The organism is Candidatus Anaeroferrophillus wilburensis, from assembly GCA_016934315.1.
In the GTDB taxonomy this organism is placed as follows: domain Bacteria; phylum Desulfobacterota; class Anaeroferrophillalia; order Anaeroferrophillales; family Anaeroferrophillaceae; genus Anaeroferrophillus; species Anaeroferrophillus wilburensis.
In genome coordinates, this window is the sequence record JAFGSY010000035.1 from 90,880 (window position 1) to 106,236 (window position 15,357).

The 15,357-nt window shown below is 56.5% G+C and carries 15 protein-coding genes and 1 tRNA gene; 11 read left to right on the top strand and 5 right to left on the bottom strand.

All coding sequences use genetic code 11. The features are described from left to right. From JXO50_09300 to JXO50_09315, 4 genes are read right to left on the bottom strand one after another with little or no spacing between them, the layout of a single operon-like run. Positions 1-462, bottom strand: a complete 462-nt coding sequence (locus JXO50_09300) for a hypothetical protein (GenBank protein ID MBN2333286.1) — start codon at positions 460-462, stop codon at positions 1-3. Between the two features lie 2 nt (positions 463-464). Next, positions 465-908 carry a prepilin-type N-terminal cleavage/methylation domain-containing protein gene (locus JXO50_09305; protein ID MBN2333287.1) on the bottom strand — a complete coding sequence of 148 codons (444 nt, stop codon included), beginning with the start codon at positions 906-908 and terminating at the stop codon, positions 465-467. A 14-nt stretch (positions 909-922) separates the two neighbouring features. Continuing rightward, positions 923-1,900, bottom strand: a complete 978-nt coding sequence (locus tag JXO50_09310) for a PilW family protein (GenBank protein ID MBN2333288.1) — start codon at positions 1,898-1,900, stop codon at positions 923-925. Next, positions 1,884-2,357, bottom strand: a complete 474-nt coding sequence (locus JXO50_09315; GenBank protein ID MBN2333289.1) for a GspH/FimT family pseudopilin — start codon at positions 2,355-2,357, stop codon at positions 1,884-1,886. The genes JXO50_09310 and JXO50_09315 overlap by 17 nt, the downstream gene beginning before the upstream one ends. A gap of 384 nt (positions 2,358-2,741) precedes the next feature. Between JXO50_09315 and dprA the strand changes: the two genes are divergently transcribed. The 5 genes from dprA (at position 2,742) to JXO50_09340 (ending at position 7,622) form a co-directional block, all read left to right on the top strand. Then, positions 2,742-3,857: a DNA-processing protein DprA gene (dprA, locus tag JXO50_09320; protein MBN2333290.1), complete on the top strand. Its 1,116-nt coding sequence runs from the start codon at positions 2,742-2,744 to the stop codon at positions 3,855-3,857. Positions 3,858-3,959: 102 nt separating this feature from the next. After that, a complete protein-coding gene (locus JXO50_09325) occupies positions 3,960-4,442 on the top strand; it encodes a DUF494 family protein (GenBank protein MBN2333291.1) in 483 nt (160 codons plus the stop codon). Between the two features lie 137 nt (positions 4,443-4,579). Further along, positions 4,580-6,844 carry a type I DNA topoisomerase gene (topA, locus tag JXO50_09330; protein ID MBN2333292.1) on the top strand — a complete coding sequence of 755 codons (2,265 nt, stop codon included), beginning with the start codon at positions 4,580-4,582 and terminating at the stop codon, positions 6,842-6,844. Positions 6,845-6,934: 90 nt separating this feature from the next. Continuing rightward, positions 6,935-7,447 (top strand): ATPase, encoded by a 513-nt coding sequence (locus JXO50_09335; protein ID MBN2333293.1) that lies wholly within the window; start codon positions 6,935-6,937, stop codon positions 7,445-7,447. Positions 7,448-7,545: 98 nt separating this feature from the next. Beyond that, positions 7,546-7,622: transfer RNA gene (locus JXO50_09340), tRNA-Arg, on the top strand. A gap of 706 nt (positions 7,623-8,328) precedes the next feature. Here the strand turns inward: JXO50_09340 and JXO50_09345 are convergent. Next, positions 8,329-9,072 carry a hypothetical protein gene (locus JXO50_09345; GenBank protein ID MBN2333294.1) on the bottom strand — a complete coding sequence of 248 codons (744 nt, stop codon included), beginning with the start codon at positions 9,070-9,072 and terminating at the stop codon, positions 8,329-8,331. A 191-nt stretch (positions 9,073-9,263) separates the two neighbouring features. Here JXO50_09345 and JXO50_09350 point away from each other — a divergent pair, with 191 nt between their 5' ends. From JXO50_09350 to JXO50_09375, 6 genes are all read left to right on the top strand, one after another. Further along, positions 9,264-9,572 carry a hypothetical protein gene (locus tag JXO50_09350; protein MBN2333295.1) on the top strand — a complete coding sequence of 103 codons (309 nt, stop codon included), beginning with the start codon at positions 9,264-9,266 and terminating at the stop codon, positions 9,570-9,572. A gap of 135 nt (positions 9,573-9,707) precedes the next feature. Further along, a complete protein-coding gene (locus JXO50_09355) occupies positions 9,708-11,324 on the top strand; it encodes an SLBB domain-containing protein (protein ID MBN2333296.1) in 1,617 nt (538 codons plus the stop codon). After that, the gene (locus JXO50_09360) at positions 11,321-12,418 is read left to right on the top strand and encodes an SLBB domain-containing protein (GenBank protein ID MBN2333297.1); all 1,098 of its coding nucleotides are present in this window, start codon (positions 11,321-11,323) and stop codon (positions 12,416-12,418) included. The genes JXO50_09355 and JXO50_09360 overlap by 4 nt, the downstream gene beginning before the upstream one ends. A gap of 15 nt (positions 12,419-12,433) precedes the next feature. Beyond that, complete coding sequence (locus tag JXO50_09365) at positions 12,434-13,672, top strand: YjbH domain-containing protein (protein ID MBN2333298.1); 1,239 nt, start codon at positions 12,434-12,436, stop codon at positions 13,670-13,672. 27 nt (positions 13,673-13,699) lie between these two features. Further along, positions 13,700-14,584 carry a YjbH domain-containing protein gene (locus tag JXO50_09370; protein MBN2333299.1) on the top strand — a complete coding sequence of 295 codons (885 nt, stop codon included), beginning with the start codon at positions 13,700-13,702 and terminating at the stop codon, positions 14,582-14,584. Positions 14,585-14,598: 14 nt separating this feature from the next. Further along, the coding region (locus JXO50_09375) for a hypothetical protein (protein ID MBN2333300.1) at positions 14,599-15,357 on the top strand (759 nt) is incomplete at its 3' end.

Below are 15,357 nucleotides of genomic sequence, written 5' to 3' on the forward strand. Positions count from 1 at the left end.
TTATAACTGGGGTCCGATTTTGCTTTCGACCGTTTCAATGCTGTTGCTATTGCGGTCGGTTTGGGTGCTGTAGACATAGAGATTGAACGAGCCGAGTGAGAAGCCGGGCACGATGGCAACCTGGTAGAAGTGATATCTGATCGTTGACTGGTAGGTGGGGCTGCCGTCAAGGCTGGCGATGGTATAGGTGCTGTCATTATCCAGGGTTGCAGGATTGGTGATGTCCGACACCGCCAGGTCGTTATCGGTGGAGATTCTCGGTACTTCGATCTGGTTGCCCCCCTCAGCAACAAAAAAATCCACGGTGGCCACCCGGTGGTTGCCGGCAATTTTCACGTCGATGCGTGAGCTGGTGGAGACGCCCACCGCCAGGACGGTGACCACCACCATGACCAGGAGCACGACCACCAGGGCCATGCCCTGGTTGTTGTTGATCGTGAGGGGTTGGTTCAGTGTCTTCATGGTTATTCTCTTTTCATGGAACCTAAGTAGATGGGTCTAAATCTGGTTGCGGTTGATGCCTCGCCCTTGATGTTCCAGGTTGTTTCCACCTCGATGGTTTTCAATGTCGCGGTTGTATCTGTCACCTCCCAGCGGGTGTTATACTCAAAGCCCTGCATGGTGGTGGTCAGCAGGCCGTCGGCATTATTGCCGTCGGCCGTGTCTTCGGCGGCGGTGGGGTGGTTGCCGGCCGCTAGCAGGTCGCTATTGAAATCGGCGGCCAGCAGCTGGTCCAGCTGCTGCTGGGTGACAATCACCGCCCGGCTCATCTCCCGGGAGAAGACCCGGCCTTCAATGGCCCGGTTCATGAGAAACATATAGCCGAGGATGCCGAAGGCCATGACCACCATGGCGATCATCAACTCGATGAGGGTAAATCCCCGGTTTGACTGGTCCTTGTTCATCATTGTCGGGTGGCAGCTCAAAAGTTGAGGTTTCTGATCATTACCGTTGATTCCAGGAGAAAACGATGAAAATGATCGTTGAAGGGGCCCACATTGACCCCGGCAATGGAGTAGATTCTTCTGTCGGTATACTCGCGGTCCGGGTTGGCGGTCCGGGCAAGGATGAAGATTTTTATCGCTTTTATCCGGTTGATGCTGGCCGGGTTGTCTGACCAGCTGTCGTAGAAGCCGTCCCCGGTGGTATCAATGCCATACTGAAATTGCAGGTCCTCGATGTTGTTTGCCCGATCCATGTTGGCAGTCGAAGGATCGACGTTTTCATCAATCCTCAGGCTGCCGTCCACCAGCCGGAAGGTGAAGGCCTGCACCTGATGGACAGTATCGCCCACCTGGGCGTCGGTATTGGCATGGGTGGTGAGGGTGGTGCCGGCAACGGTGTCAATCGCATCATAAGCCCTGTTGATGTTGGGGGAGACATAGATATAGCTTTTGGCTGCATCGGTGTCATCATCCTTCAGGTTGCCGATGCTGTCGAGAGTGATCTGGTTGGTTGCCGGGACGGCGGTAACCTGCCCCACATATTTCATGCCGGCAACGATGGTAAGGTCATCCGTGCCGGCATCTTTTTCATTGTCATAATTGCCATCATCATCATAATCCGCCAGGGTGTTGATGGCGATCAGCGAGGTGAGGGGGTCGGCAACCGCGTCGCCTTCAACGGTCATGTTTCCCGAGGTGTAATTGGCACCGAAACTGCCGGCGCAGCCATAGCCGGTCATGCGGACGATCCTGGTAATCTCGGTCATTGCCAGGCGGGCGTTGGTCTGCATGTCGATAATTGCTTCCTCGCTATGGTAAGCCTTGTTCTGGGTGACCACCAGCCCCAGGGTGCCGACCACGGTGATGCCCAGGATGACTAGGACCACCATCAGCTCCACCAGGGTGAAGCCGCGGCGGGAAAAAGGCCGTGGATGATTGTTATTTGGTCTTTTCAATGTTTATCCTGCCGATATTGTTGGTGGTGATTTTGTATTCCGGTGCCGGGCGGCCGGTGGTGATCATGGTAATGTTGCCGGCAGTGCCGGTCCCCTCAGGGGTGAATGTGAACATCAGGGAAGCGGGACTGGGGGTAAAGGCAACCTTTTCCTCGCTGATGGTCTCAACGGTGACCCCGTCCGCATCAATCATGCTATAGCCGTGATTTACCGTGCCGTCGCCATCCGGGTCAAAATCGATACGGACATCCAGATTGCGGTTGATGGCCTCCAGCCGGGCCCGCTGCATGGTGCCCTTCAGGGTGTTGGCGCTGCTTTTCAGCTGGTAGCTCTGGGAGTTGATCTCTGCAAAGGTCAGGGAGGCGATGACGGCTATGACCACCATGGTGACCATCAGCTCCACCAGGGTGAAGCCGGCTTGTGGTGCATGACGGCGAGAAGAAAAATCAGTATTCATAGGCCTGCAATATGAAGAAAGGGGAACCAGAATTACGTTTTTGTCGCTATTTTTCGATAAAAAGGGATATTTCCCCATCAGTGGACAATCCTATGCAAGCCGCATTCCGATCCCGACGGCTACCGTTAAAGTTCTGTATCTTTTGCCATTCATAGGAATTGGCAGCTGGCATTAAAGCCATATCTCCATATTAATCGGCAGGATTTCAAAAAAATTAAGCAGATTAAAAAATAACTTGACTAACAGTTGTCATTCTGTTTAGTACGGCCTCTTATGCTGGTGTCCAGAGGGAGATGACCTGTCTCCAGCCGGGCAATCAGCTGTGGGAGATGTTTGGCAGCCGCGTTTTTTCATCCTTTTCTTTGATATGGTGTTGGACTGGGTATGATGCCGCGGGAATCGCTGGATTACTGGTTGGCCCTGACCATGATCGACGGTTTGGGGCAAAAAGGGGTGGACCGTCTTCTAGAGGCGTTTCATGGTCCGGAAGAGGTTTTTTCCGCTGCAGGCCATGAGTTGCAGACCCGCTGCGCCCTCAGCCCTGAGGTGGCAGTCCGGATATCAGCTTTTGCCGACTGGCAGTCTGTTGCCCATGAGCGACAGCTGGCGGAGTACCTGGGAGCCGTTATTATCCCCCGGGTCGATGAACGGTACCCAAAAAATCTGCTCAATATCTATGATCCTCCGCCGATATTGTATTGCAAAGGAGATCTACACGCCTTTGCTGCGCCGATGGTGGCCATTGTTGGATCGCGAAAGGCGTCCACCCATGGCCGTCATTTTGCTTTCCATTTGGCTGGGGAACTGGCCGAGCGGAATATCGGCGTTGCCAGTGGGATGGCTTTGGGTATTGACGGTGCCGCCCACGAAGGATGTCTCCACACAGGCGGCAGAACGGTAGCGGTGTGGGGTTCCGGTCTTGATGTCTGCTACCCGGCCCGTCATCGCCGCCTGGCGACCGAGATTGAAAGCAATGGCCTGCTGGTAAGCGAGGTTTCTTTTGGCAGCCGGCCGGAAAAACACCATTTCCCCCGTCGCAACCGGATTATCAGCGGTTTGTCGGAGGCCGTCGTTGTTGTTGAGGCATCCCTGCAGAGTGGCTCCCTGATTACCGCCCGCTGTGCTCTGGAGCAGGGACGGGAAGTCTTTGCGGTTCCAGGTCTGCCGGGCAGTGCCGCCAGTCGCGGCAGTAATTGGCTGATCAAGGAGGGTGCTCAGCTGCTTGACAGTGCCGATGACCTTTTCTGCTGCCTGCCCCGTCTGCAGACCATAGCTGAGGTGGGTTGCACGCCGGCGGCCGGCAGGGTGACGGGGCATTCGGACGAGGAAAAACTGCTCCTTGCCAAGATGGGGCCGACGGAGTATTCTCTTGACCAGTTGATGGAGATTTCCGGCTGGACCCACGATAAAGTCAGCAGCATTGTGCTGGGATTGGAGCTGGCAGGGACCCTCTGGCGCACTGATGCCGGCAGGTTTCAGCGAAATCCTCACCACCGGTGAAAGCGTATTATGGCGTATCCCATGGGAAACCGTTTTCCTGAGCTATCCCGCCGCTGTCAGGGGTGATGCTGTTCCCAGAACTGTGATATGGAAGGACTGTCTATGTTTGAACGGATGTTGGCAATAATCAGCATTATTTCCCAGTATATTATGGAAGATATCGATGTTCTTGATCAGGAAGGAGAAATCGTTGAAGATCTGCTGTCGCTGGGATTTGAAACGGATGAGATTGAAGCTGCCTTTAACTGGATTGCCAACCTTTCCCGGGGGGTTAACCGGACGGATGAGGCTCTTGACGCCCAGGAGTTTGGCCGGTATGTTCGCATTTTTACCGCTGAGGAGAAGCGCCTGCTGAGCAACCCGGCCCGTGGCTATCTCATGAAGCTCCATAACCTGGATCTGGTTGATGCCCCTTTGCTGGAAGAGATTATTGATCAGGCGTTGCTTTTGGATACCCCGGCGGTCGGGGTTGAGGAGATCAAAATGATTTCCACCATGGTGGTGATGTTCAGCCAGAGTGCCGCTGACGCCAAAACCCGCTTCCTGCGGTTCATTGAGGCTGATGCTGAGGTTATGTATCACTAGTCCGGGGAAAAGCAGTTAGTCGGTGCTGTGAAGATTCGCGGGAGGCAGAGGAGCACCTTACTCTGCCTTTTTGTATTGTTCCTTTTCACCTGAAGATGTATGCCCCCGGATGCCAGGGGGCACTAAAATGGAAGCAGATGACAAAATCACTCTTAATAGTCGAGTCGCCGGCAAAGGCCCGGACGATCAAAAAGTACCTTGGCAAAAATTTTGATGTCAAGGCCTCGGTGGGTCATGTAAAAGATCTGCCGAAAAAGGAGCTGGGAATTGAGATCACCAAGGAAGGCGGGTTTGTGCCCTCCTATGTGACCATTCGCGGCAAGGGAAAAATTATCAGTGAACTGAAAAAAGCTGCCAAAACTGCCGAGGCCGTTTATCTGGCTCCCGACCCGGACCGCGAAGGGGAGGCCATTGCCTGGCATATCGCCCATGAACTGGGCCGCGGGGAGGGAGTTTACCGGGTTCTTTTTCATGAAATTACCCCCCAGGCGATTGCCGAAGCGCTGAAAAATCCGCTGGCGATTGATGAGGATAAAGTGAATGCCCAGCAGTCGAGGCGGATTCTCGACCGTCTGGTGGGCTATAAAATCAGCCCCCTGCTCTGGAAAACAGTTCGCCGGGGCTTAAGCGCCGGGCGGGTACAGTCAGTGGCGGTTCGCCTGGTGTGTGATCGTGAAGCCGAAATTCAAACGTTTAAACCGCAGGAATACTGGCATATTGAGGCCAATCTTGAAGGCCGGCAACCACCTCCCTTTGCCGCGCGGCTCCATGCTGTCGACGGCAAAAAAGCTGTCGTTGGCAATCAGCAGGAGGCGGAAACGATCGTTCAGCAGCTTACTTCGGTACCCTTTCTGGTTGCAAAATGTGAGCAGAAAAAGCGCCGGCGCAATCCGCTGCCTCCCTTTATTACCAGTAAACTGCAGCAGGAAGCGGCCCGCAAGCTCAATTTCAGTGCTAAAAAAACGATGATGGTTGCCCAGCAGCTCTATGAAGGGGTAGATCTGGGGGATGCCGGACCCACCGGTCTGATCACCTATATGCGTACTGATTCGGTGCGGGTGTCAGATATGGCGTTGCAGGACTGTCGGGCCTATATTAAAAACCGTTTTGGTGATGACTATCTTCCTGCCCGGGCAGTACATTTCAAAAATAAAAATGCCGCCCAGGATGCCCATGAAGCCATCCGTCCCACATCCATGGAGCATGACCCTGAGCGGATAGCTCCATTCCTCTCTGCCGAACAGCTTAAGCTGTACCGACTCATCTGGAACCGCTTTGCGGCCAGCCAGATGGCGCCGGCCCAGTATTTTCAGACGATAGCCGATATTCAGGCCGGTGAACGATTTTTGTTCCGGGCGGTGGGCCGGCGACAGATTTTTGACGGATTTCTGGCTCTCTATGAAGAGGGGACGGATAATGGTAACGTCAGTGAACAGGATACCGAGCTGCCGCCATTGGCTGAAGGCGATCAGCTCAACCTGGAAAAACTGGTCCCGTCGCAGCATTTCACCCAGCCGCCGCCCCGATTTACTGAGAGTACGCTGGTGAAGGAGCTGGAAGAGCAGGGTATCGGCCGGCCTTCCACCTATGCCACTATTTTGTCAACGATTCAGGATCGTGACTATGTGGAATTGAAAGAGAAAAAGTTCTACCCGACCGATTTGGGTGAGTTGGTAACCCAGCTGTTGAAAAAAAGTTTTCCTGATATCCTTGATGTCAGTTTCACCGCTCAGCTCGAGGGTAAACTGGATCTGGTGGGTGAAGGGAAACAGGACTGGCAACAGCTGCTGGACGATTTTTATCAGCCATTCAATGAGAAACTGGTGGCGGCAGTGGCAACCATGAAGGAAGTGAAACAGCAGGAGCAGACAACGGATGAGGTCTGTGAAAAATGCGGCGCCCAGATGGTCATCAAGTGGGGACGCAACGGCAAATTTCTTGCCTGCCCCAACTATCCCGAATGTAAAAATACCAGAAACCTTGAGCAGAAAGAAGGACCGGAGGTTCCCCCGGCAACCAAGGAAGAGCTGGATCAGCTGGGCAACTGCCCTGAATGTGAGCAGCCACTGACTATCAAAAGTGGTCGTTTTGGCCGGTTTATCGCCTGTTCTCGTTATCCGGAATGCAAGTACACCCGTTCCATCGGTACCGGCATCCATTGCCCGCAGGACGGTTGTGATGGCGAAATTGTTGAAAAACGGTCGCGCAAGGGAAAAATATTTTACTCCTGTTCCCGTTACCCTGACTGCACCTATGCCCTCTGGAATAAGCCATATCCGTTGACTTGTCCCCAATGCGGCCATCCTTTTCTGGTGGAGAAAACGTCCAAATCCCGGGGGCATTTCCTGCAATGTCCCGAGAAAGAGTGTTCCTATTCCGCTGATCTGCCGGATAAAGGGTAGGTCTTTGCGGGCGATAGTTGACAACCCATGTCCCTCCTTTTATACTTTTTACCAAGGTGCGTCGTCATCTAACCGGTGAAGGAGGGGATAATGAAGAATCGAACTGTCAACGAGGTGTACCGGAAAGATCTGCATTTCAAACGCTCTGATCCCTATCTGGGTGACAAGCAGTTTCCTGAGCCGACTGTTTGTTCCCAATGTGGCATTGTTTACGTGAAAGGAATGTGGTGGGATGATTTTGACCGGCAGCAGCTGCCCACGGGCAAAGAGCTGCATGAAGTGGTCTGTCCCGCCTGCCGCCGGATAATGGATAAAAATCCGGCCGGCTACCTCTACCTCGCCGACTCTGAATTTTTGCGACGCCACGCAGGAGAAATTGAGCAGCTGCTTGTCAATAAGGCTGATCAGGCAAAAACCGAACATCCCCTGCAGCGGATTATGACCTGGGAAAAAGAACCGCCCCAATGGGAGATCACCACCACCAGCGATCATCTGGCGGTGCGTTTGGGCAAGGCTTTGAACAGCGCCTTCAAGGGCAATCTCGAAGTCAAGTTTTCTGAGGGGTTGAAACTTACCCGGGTCTACTGGGAACGTCAGACATAAAAGCATTGCCGGGGAGCAAGGTGCTCGTTCCATAATTGACAAATCCGAGCCGATAGTATACTTTCGGCTCGTTGTTTTTTCCCATCAGCAAATGCCAGGCGCCAGTAGCTCAGCTGGATAGAGCAACGGACTTCTAATCCGTAGGCCGGGGGTTCGAGTCCTCCCTGGCGCGCCAAATTATCTAGTTAAATTAGGCTGTTAACTGATATCAGTTAACAGCCTAATTTTTTGTTGATTGACTATCCCCCCGTTTCTGAATTTATGACTCAAAAACAGGAATGAATTATGCTACTGGTTGAAAAGTTGAAAGCATGGCGGAGGGAGCCAGAAGGGCGACCGGAGCCATGCTTAAACTGCCCGACGTAATTGAAAAGTGAGCATCTCGGACAAAGTAGGCAATCGCTCCAGCAATCACCACCGCAAAGAATGCATTGACCTGAAGGCAAATGACGTGGGGGTGAGTGATGGCGGCATCCGCTCAGCCGACTGGAACTCCACCAAGCTGCCCAGTGAGTCGCCGGCCAGCTGGCCGAGTAGGCAGCCCTGGGCTCTTAAAATTTTGGCGTTATCCAGGTCCATTTTATATGGTTCTGGTAAGGTTGACAATGAACGGCCGAAGAGTATTGATGATGTGGTTAATGGTGTTGTGAAAATAGGCTATTGCTTCCGGCTGGCCTTCTGGGCAGGTAAGTGCCTGTATCCGCGATGAATGCTGTAACCCGGGAATCCTTAAAATGACACCCCTCTCCTGCCGGCAAAGATAGCTTTTTTACGGGAATTTGAGAAAAAGTTCGGTGAACAAAAAGTGGATTTGATTGTGCAGGCACCAGGCTCCGGGCAGAAAAAGATCTACACCATTGCTAAAGCTGAGGGGGTAAAGCTCACAGCTGCTCGGCCAGGGCTGCCAACGTCACCTGCCACTCGCGCTGACAGGCAAGCAGCAGGTCAAACTGCTCCCTGGGCAGCTCCATGAAATCCTCCGGCATGGCACAGACATCCCGACTGAAGGTCATGATGATCCGGTCACGGCGACCGGGATAAAGGTATGATGTACAGGCGAAGATCAGCCGGCCGCTGACCTCCTGGTAGTAAAACTGGCTGGCGGCCTTTTTCTCCCGGCAGCGATCAAACAACACCGCGTCCGGCCCCAGGGGCGGCAGGATCTTCAAAAAACGGGAGGGAGAGTGGAGCTGAAAAATCAGCGATAGGTAGGTCTGGCCAGCCAGCAACAGGGCCGAGGTGTCGGACTGCTGAAGGACTTGATATGCCCCCGCCAGGGTCATTGACAGACGGTCAGCCGCAAAGGTCACACCCGCCAGCGTCTGCCGCAGCTGCACCGCCGCAAAAACAACAGGTTCAGACCGGGTGCCAACCGGCTGCCAGCCCTGGGCACTGAGACAGTTGCTGTAGACCCGGCTGTAGACCTCGGCAATATGCTGCGGGGTCAGCGAGGCATCCCGGGCTTTGGCCAGGGCAATCTCCTGGCACATGGCATCATCCAGCCGAAAATCGCAAAGCCGCTTGTGGGGATGGTACCACTGCTGCCCCGATTGGCAGCCACCGACAGTGAACACTAAAGAAACCAGGATAAACAGCCGAATAGCATGTACCAACAACACTCGCATGATTAGAGTTCTTTACTATTTTGTTGCTGACATTGTTTTAGAAAGGGTATAGCCATATTTGCATTATACGACTATTTTAACCTCCCTGTCACGCCGAATCTGCAGGTTATGGGGGAGGGGTTTTTAAGTTGATGTTTTGAAGCACATCCTGATAACATCATATCCTGACATACTGCAGAAAGGAGTACAGCATGAAACTGATGAACTGTTTACTTGCGGGTCTTCTGGTCGCCGCTCTCTGTGCCTCACCGGTCTTTGCCGCCGAAAACCAACAGGTTGCCGCTGCCGATAAAGCTGCGGGAAGCCAGGTGGCAGCAAACGTACCAACACCCGGCACCATAGCAACGGCAAATACCGAAGCTGCTGCCGGTACCGGCATCTCCACCACGGCGGTGGTGACCACCCTGGCCGTAACCGCGGCCGTCATCGGCGGTGCCGCGGCCCTGGGTTCCGACGGCGGCGGCAGCAGTACCACCACAGCGCACGGTCACGGACATTGATTTTCCTTGGTTGGCGGTGGCAAAGGCTGCTGCGGTTGAACGGGACAACTATATAAGCCCGTTGCAGAACTCTACCCAGCGGGTTGCTTTCTTTGAGAATGCAACCCGCTGTTTTATTTCAGGACTTAAAAAGCCATGAAAAGATTGTTCCGTCTGCTTGCTTTTTTGACCTTTTTTCTTTCCCTTGGCCTCGGCGCCTTTGCCGCCGACCTTGATCCGCAGGCGCTGCAGCAGCTGCAGGCCCTGCCGGCCGATGTCCAGGCAAAAATCATCCAGGAATACCAGAAGGGCTCCGTAAGCCCCAATCCGGTCAGCGAAAAGATTGTCACCCAGACGGTAAAAACCCCCGCTGCTCCGGCTTATACCGCGCCGCCGGCCGCCGACCGGCCGGAAAAGGTTGACCTGCCTGCCGGCCTCTCACTGTTGGAGCGCCAGTTTCGCGGCCGCTACCAGTCCTCGCTGGCGGCCCAGCTTGACCAGTTCGGCTACAATCTATTCAGCGCCGCCAGTTCCCGGGTGGCCCAGAAGGTGGTTCCCAACGACAACTACCTGATCACCCCCGGCGACCAGATCCGCATCCGCCTGTGGGGCACCACCGAGGACACCCAGTATATCTCCCCGGTCGATGCCGACGGCACCATCAACGTGCCGAAAATCGGCGTGGTGGCGGTGGCCGGCGAACGCCTCGGACAGCTCAACACGGTCATCGGCCGCGAGGTGCAGAAATACACCCAGGGGGTCAACGTCAGCGTCACCCTGGAAACCCTCCACAGCGTCGAAGTCTACGTCGTCGGTGAGGTCGGCAGCCCCGGCCTCCATGTTGTCCCGGCCTTTTCGACCCTGTTCAAAGGCCTGCAGGCCGCCGGCGGCGTCAAGAAATCCGGCACTCTGCGGCGCATCACCCTCTACCGCAACGGCCAGGCGAACACCTGGCTTGATCTCTATGACCTGATTCTCAAGGGCAATCGCCAAGCCGACCAAATCCTCCAGGACGGCGATGTCATCTTCGTGCCCCGCATCGGCCGAACCGCCGCCCTTGCCGGCGCTGTCTACCAGGCGGGAATTTTCGAACTCCAGGAGGAAAAAACGGTTGAACAGCTGCTGGCCCTCGGCGGCGGCCTGCTGACCAACGCCTATTCCCAGGCCCTGTACGTCAAATACTACGATGCCGCCAATGTTTTCCAGGTGGAAGATATCCGCCCCGGCAACCAGGACGCCCTCCGCCGGGCCATGCCGGCCGGCGGCCTGCTGGAAGTGCCCTTCATTCCCGAAGACCGGCCCGACACCGTCCGCCTCATGGGCCATGTCAAAGTCGGCCAGACCTTCAACTATGCCAGCGGCCTGACCCTCAAGGATATCCTGCACTCGATAGACGAACTCAAACCGGAAGCTTTTCTCGACCACGCCCTGCTGCACCGCTACAATCCGGCCACCACCCGCTACGAAGTGCAGAAGTTTCCCCTGGGCGATTTTTTTGCCGGCACCTACCAGCTGCCGTTGCAGCCCTACGACACGATCGAGATTCTTTCCCGCGCTGACCTGGGCATCAAGGAAAACGTCTCCGTTTCCGGGGCCGTCTGGCGGCCGGGGACCTATGGCTTCCACCCCGGCCTGACGGTGGCCGACCTGCTGGTGCTGGCCGGCGCGGCGTCAAGGATCACGAGTATATCGACGGCAACGCCTACCTGTACCGCTACGATCAGGCAACCCTGCGCTACTCGATTGAGAAGCTTGATCTGCAAACAGCCTTGAGCGACGCCACCCCGGTGGAGCTCAAAGCCTTCGACCGCGTCACCCTGCTGTCGCGCACCGACTACAACTTCGACGAACCGGTCCATATCGCCGGAGCGGTGCGCAAGGCGGGCGAGTTTGTCTGGCATCCGGCCCTCACCGTCAAAAATCTGGTGGATCTGGCCGGCGGCCCCACCATCGGCGCCCGTACCGACCGGGTGGAGATTTCCCGAATCCTCATCAAAGAGGGGATTTCCGACATCAGCCACCTGACCGTCGATCTTGCCGATCAGCAAAACTTCATCCTCCAGCCCTATGACTACGTCCTCGTCCCCCGGGTCAAGGATGCCACCCGGGTGGCCACCGTGACCCTCAGCGGTGAAGTCCGCTATCCGGGGACCTACAGCATTGCCGACGGCGAATATCTCTCCGATGTCATCCGTCGGGCCGGCGGTTTCACCGACAACGCTTATTTCTACGGCGCGTCCTTCACCTCCCTCCAGGCCCAGAAAGTCCAGCAGCAGAGCATCGACAAGATGGTCCAAACCCTGGAGCTGACCGCCCAGCGCAATATTGCCAAGATGGAACAGCTGGCGGCTGCCGAAGATTCCGCCGCCGAGGCGCAAGTCAGCCAGATTACCGCGCAAAAACTGATCAAGGAGCTGGCGGCTGTCAAGGCCAGCGGCCGGATCAGCATGCGCCTGGCACCGCTCAGCGAACTGACCGGTTCGGTATTTGACGTCGAGCTGCAGGAAGGCGACCACCTGCACATTCCACCGAAACCGGCCTTTGTCTCGGTTGTCGGCAGCGTCTATTCCCCCAACTCCTATCTTTTCCAGCCGGGGTTGACCGTGGCTGACTATCTGGAACTGAGCGGCGGCCCCACCAAGGATGCCGATGAAGACTATATTTATGTCCAGCGGGCCAACGGGGAAGTGCTGTCGGCCAAACAGTCGGGCATGTTCAGCCGCTTTTACAGCCAGGAGCTGATGCCCGGCGATGCGGTGGTGGTCCTCGAAGACCTGGAACGGCTGCCGGTCATGCGCGTCTTCAAAGACGTGACGGAGATTGTCTTTCGCATCGTCACCACGGCCGGGATTTTCTTTGCCATCTAGCGTATGGGACAGGGTATGAAATGCTGCGGCCTGCCGGCTGCCGTCCGCCTGGCAGGGAGTGTGCTGGTTCTGCTGTTTGGCATGGCCGCACCGCTGGCGGCGGCCGCGCTGCCGTCCCTGCAGTCGTACACCGGTCTTTGGAATATGCCCAACGCCCGCATCCTGCCGGACTGGCATCTGCGCCTGGGCTACGGCCATGCCGACCCCTACCGCTACTACGGCGGCGCCATGGGGCTCTTCGACCGGTTCGAGGTCTGCGGCCAGTTTACCGAGATCAGCACGATCACCGCTTTTGCTGATTACGACTACGGCAACTACAAGGACCGGGCGGCAGGCCTGCGCTGGGTTTTGTACAAGGAAGATGAGGTCTTGCCGCAGATCGCGGTGGGGGCCTTCGATGCCACCGGAACATCGCTCTTTGCCCAGCGCTATATCGTCGCCAGCAAGCAGCTCGGCAAATGGGATCTGACCCTCGGCCTGGGGCAGGGGGTGCTGGCCGGTGAATACCTGGCCACCGGCGGCAGTCTCGATGTCGGCGTCAGCCAGGACAAGGCGCTGGATTTTCTCCTTTCCAGTCCTTTCCGCCGCACCAGGATGTTCGGCGGGATCGAATACCAGTTTGCGCCCACATGGACGCTGAGCGCCGAGTATTCGCCCATCAGGCGGGAAAAGCTCTTTGGCTACCGGGACCACCATGGCCTGGAAATTTATGATGACGACGACCGCTGGCCGGTCAATATGGGCATCAAGTATCACGGGGAAAATCTCCAGGGCGGTCTGGCCCTGCTGCGTGGCGACACCCTGGCGGGGACGCTGGAGTTCGCCACACCGCTGGAGCTCAACTCCCTGCTGGGCTGGAAGCGGACCGAACCCTTCGAGCCGGGCGCCAGCCTGCGCTATCGGGCCGCCCGGGCCGACAACGACGAACTGGCCCAATTGGCGGCCGCCCAGCTAAGCCGCCAGGGGTTTGCCGACCTTAGGGTCCAATGTGCCGACGACGCCATCTGGGTGGAGTTCGTCAACAGCCGCCACCTGGAGATTCCGCGGGCCTTCGGCCACCTGGCCGACACCCTGCAGGCCTTTTTGCCGGAACGCGTTGCAACCTTTTACCTCAACCAGCGCCACAACGAGCAGATCGTCCAGTCGTTGTGCCTGCCGCGGGCCAGCTTCCAGGCCTTCATGGAGCAGCGCCTGGATGATGAAGGCCTGAACACCTTTGCTGACCTGACCCTCTACGGGGCGGAGCATCGGTAGGAATTTGACCGGAAAAACCCGGGGAAGGTGCAGGTCGGCGGCGACAGCCGCTTTTACTACGAGATCAACCCGCGCCTGTTCACCTTTCTCAACAACAAGGCCGGGTTTTTCAAGCACAAGGGCGTTGCCCTGCTGGATGGCGGCTGCCGCCTGTGGCCGGGAGCCAGGCTGGTGGGCCAGGTGGAGCTGGTCCTGTTCAACCAGTTCGACGACTTGATCTATGACAAGCTGGAGGAAGACTCTGTCCGCACCGACCTGGTTGAATATCAGCGGCAGACCGACCCCCAGCTCACCATGTTCGCTCTGGAGCAGTATGCCACCCTGCCCGGGCAATGGCAGGGCCGCCTGGCCGCCGGCCTCTTCGAACGGGCCTTTGCCGGCTTCGGCGGCGAGGTCTTCCGCCTGTTTCACGACGGCCGCTGGGGTGTTGGCCTGGAAAGCGAGGCGGTGCGCAAGCGCGACGTCAACAACAACATCAAGCTGCGGGATGAAGCGGGCATGGATGGCTGGTTCCACACGGCGTTTCTCAACCTCTACGCGCAGCTGTGGCCCAGCCAGGGGCTGGAGGGAGGGCTGAAGATCGGCCGCTTCCTGGCCGGCGACCCCGGCGTCCGCATTGAACTGCGCCGCTCCTTCAAATACTTTACCATCGGCGCCTGGTACACCAAGACCGACACCAGCTGCTTCAGCGCCCCGGAAAACCGCGCCGCGGAGCAAAAAGGAGTCTATATCCGCTTCCCGCTGGCCCTGTTCAAGGATCGCGATGTCCCGGGCCACCTGGGTTACACCTTTACCAGTTTTACCCGTGACCAGGGGCAGACGGTTGCCCAGCCCGGCAGCCTCTACCCCCTTGACCCCTACAACACGCCCCTGCAGACCGGCAGGGACCTGGACACGATGCGCCGCTATTGACAACGGAGTAATCCATGACCACCGACCACCATCAGCCACCCCAGGAGCCATGTCGCTATTATCCCGCCCCCTATGAAGAGGACGAGATCGACCTGCTGGAATACTGGAATGTCATCTGGGGGGCGAAAAAATTCATCTCCCTCTTCACTCTCGGCTGCACCATCCTGGCGGTGATCATCGTTCTCATCCTGCCAGTGACCTACCGGTCAACCGCCGTTCTCCAACCCACTACCCCTGACTCAGGCACCATGGGCAAACTGAGTGCCCTGGCCGGCAGCCTGCCCTTTTCCCTCGGCCTGCCCACCGGCGACACCACCGGCCAGAAACTGATGGACTTCCTCTCAAGCCGCACCCTCAAAGAAAGACTCCTGGAAAAATACGACCTGCTGCCCTATCTGTTTGCGGATGATTGGGATGCTGACAAAAAAAAATGGAAAGAGGATGACCCCGAAGATCAGCCGTCCATCGTTAAAACGATCCAGGATGAAGTCCTGGAAGACATTTATGCCGTTTCCAGTGACAAAAAAAGCGAGCTGATAACTATTTCCTGGGTCGATGAAGACCCCAAGTTTGCCGCCACCATGCTAGACCGAGTTATTAACGAGCTAAATTATTATCTCGACTTCGAATACGAGACTGATGCCCAACGTGAACGGGTATTTATTGAGGAACAGCTGCAAAAGGCCAAAACTGAACTGGAGCGCTGGGAACAGCAGGTGCCAAATGTTAAAACTTCCCAGGCCGCCATAACCAGGGAGCTGCTGGCATCCCAA

Bases quoted from the DNA above. Each gene is read 5' to 3' on its own strand.
- JXO50_09300 (MBN2333286.1), bottom strand. From the start codon at position 462: ATGAAGACACTGAACCAACCCCTCACGATCAACAACAACCAGGGCATG.
- JXO50_09305 (MBN2333287.1), bottom strand. From the start codon at position 908: ATGATGAACAAGGACCAGTCAAACCGGGGATTTACCCTCATCGAGTTG.
- JXO50_09315 (MBN2333289.1), bottom strand. From the start codon at position 2,357: ATGAATACTGATTTTTCTTCTCGCCGTCATGCACCACAAGCCGGCTTC.
- dprA (MBN2333290.1), top strand. From the start codon at position 2,742: ATGATGCCGCGGGAATCGCTGGATTACTGGTTGGCCCTGACCATGATC.
- JXO50_09325 (MBN2333291.1), top strand. From the start codon at position 3,960: ATGTTTGAACGGATGTTGGCAATAATCAGCATTATTTCCCAGTATATT.
- topA (MBN2333292.1), top strand. From the start codon at position 4,580: ATGACAAAATCACTCTTAATAGTCGAGTCGCCGGCAAAGGCCCGGACG.
- JXO50_09335 (MBN2333293.1), top strand. From the start codon at position 6,935: ATGAAGAATCGAACTGTCAACGAGGTGTACCGGAAAGATCTGCATTTC.
- JXO50_09345 (MBN2333294.1), bottom strand. From the start codon at position 9,072: ATGCGAGTGTTGTTGGTACATGCTATTCGGCTGTTTATCCTGGTTTCT.
- JXO50_09350 (MBN2333295.1), top strand. From the start codon at position 9,264: ATGAAACTGATGAACTGTTTACTTGCGGGTCTTCTGGTCGCCGCTCTC.
- JXO50_09355 (MBN2333296.1), top strand. From the start codon at position 9,708: ATGAAAAGATTGTTCCGTCTGCTTGCTTTTTTGACCTTTTTTCTTTCC.
- JXO50_09365 (MBN2333298.1), top strand. From the start codon at position 12,434: ATGAAATGCTGCGGCCTGCCGGCTGCCGTCCGCCTGGCAGGGAGTGTG.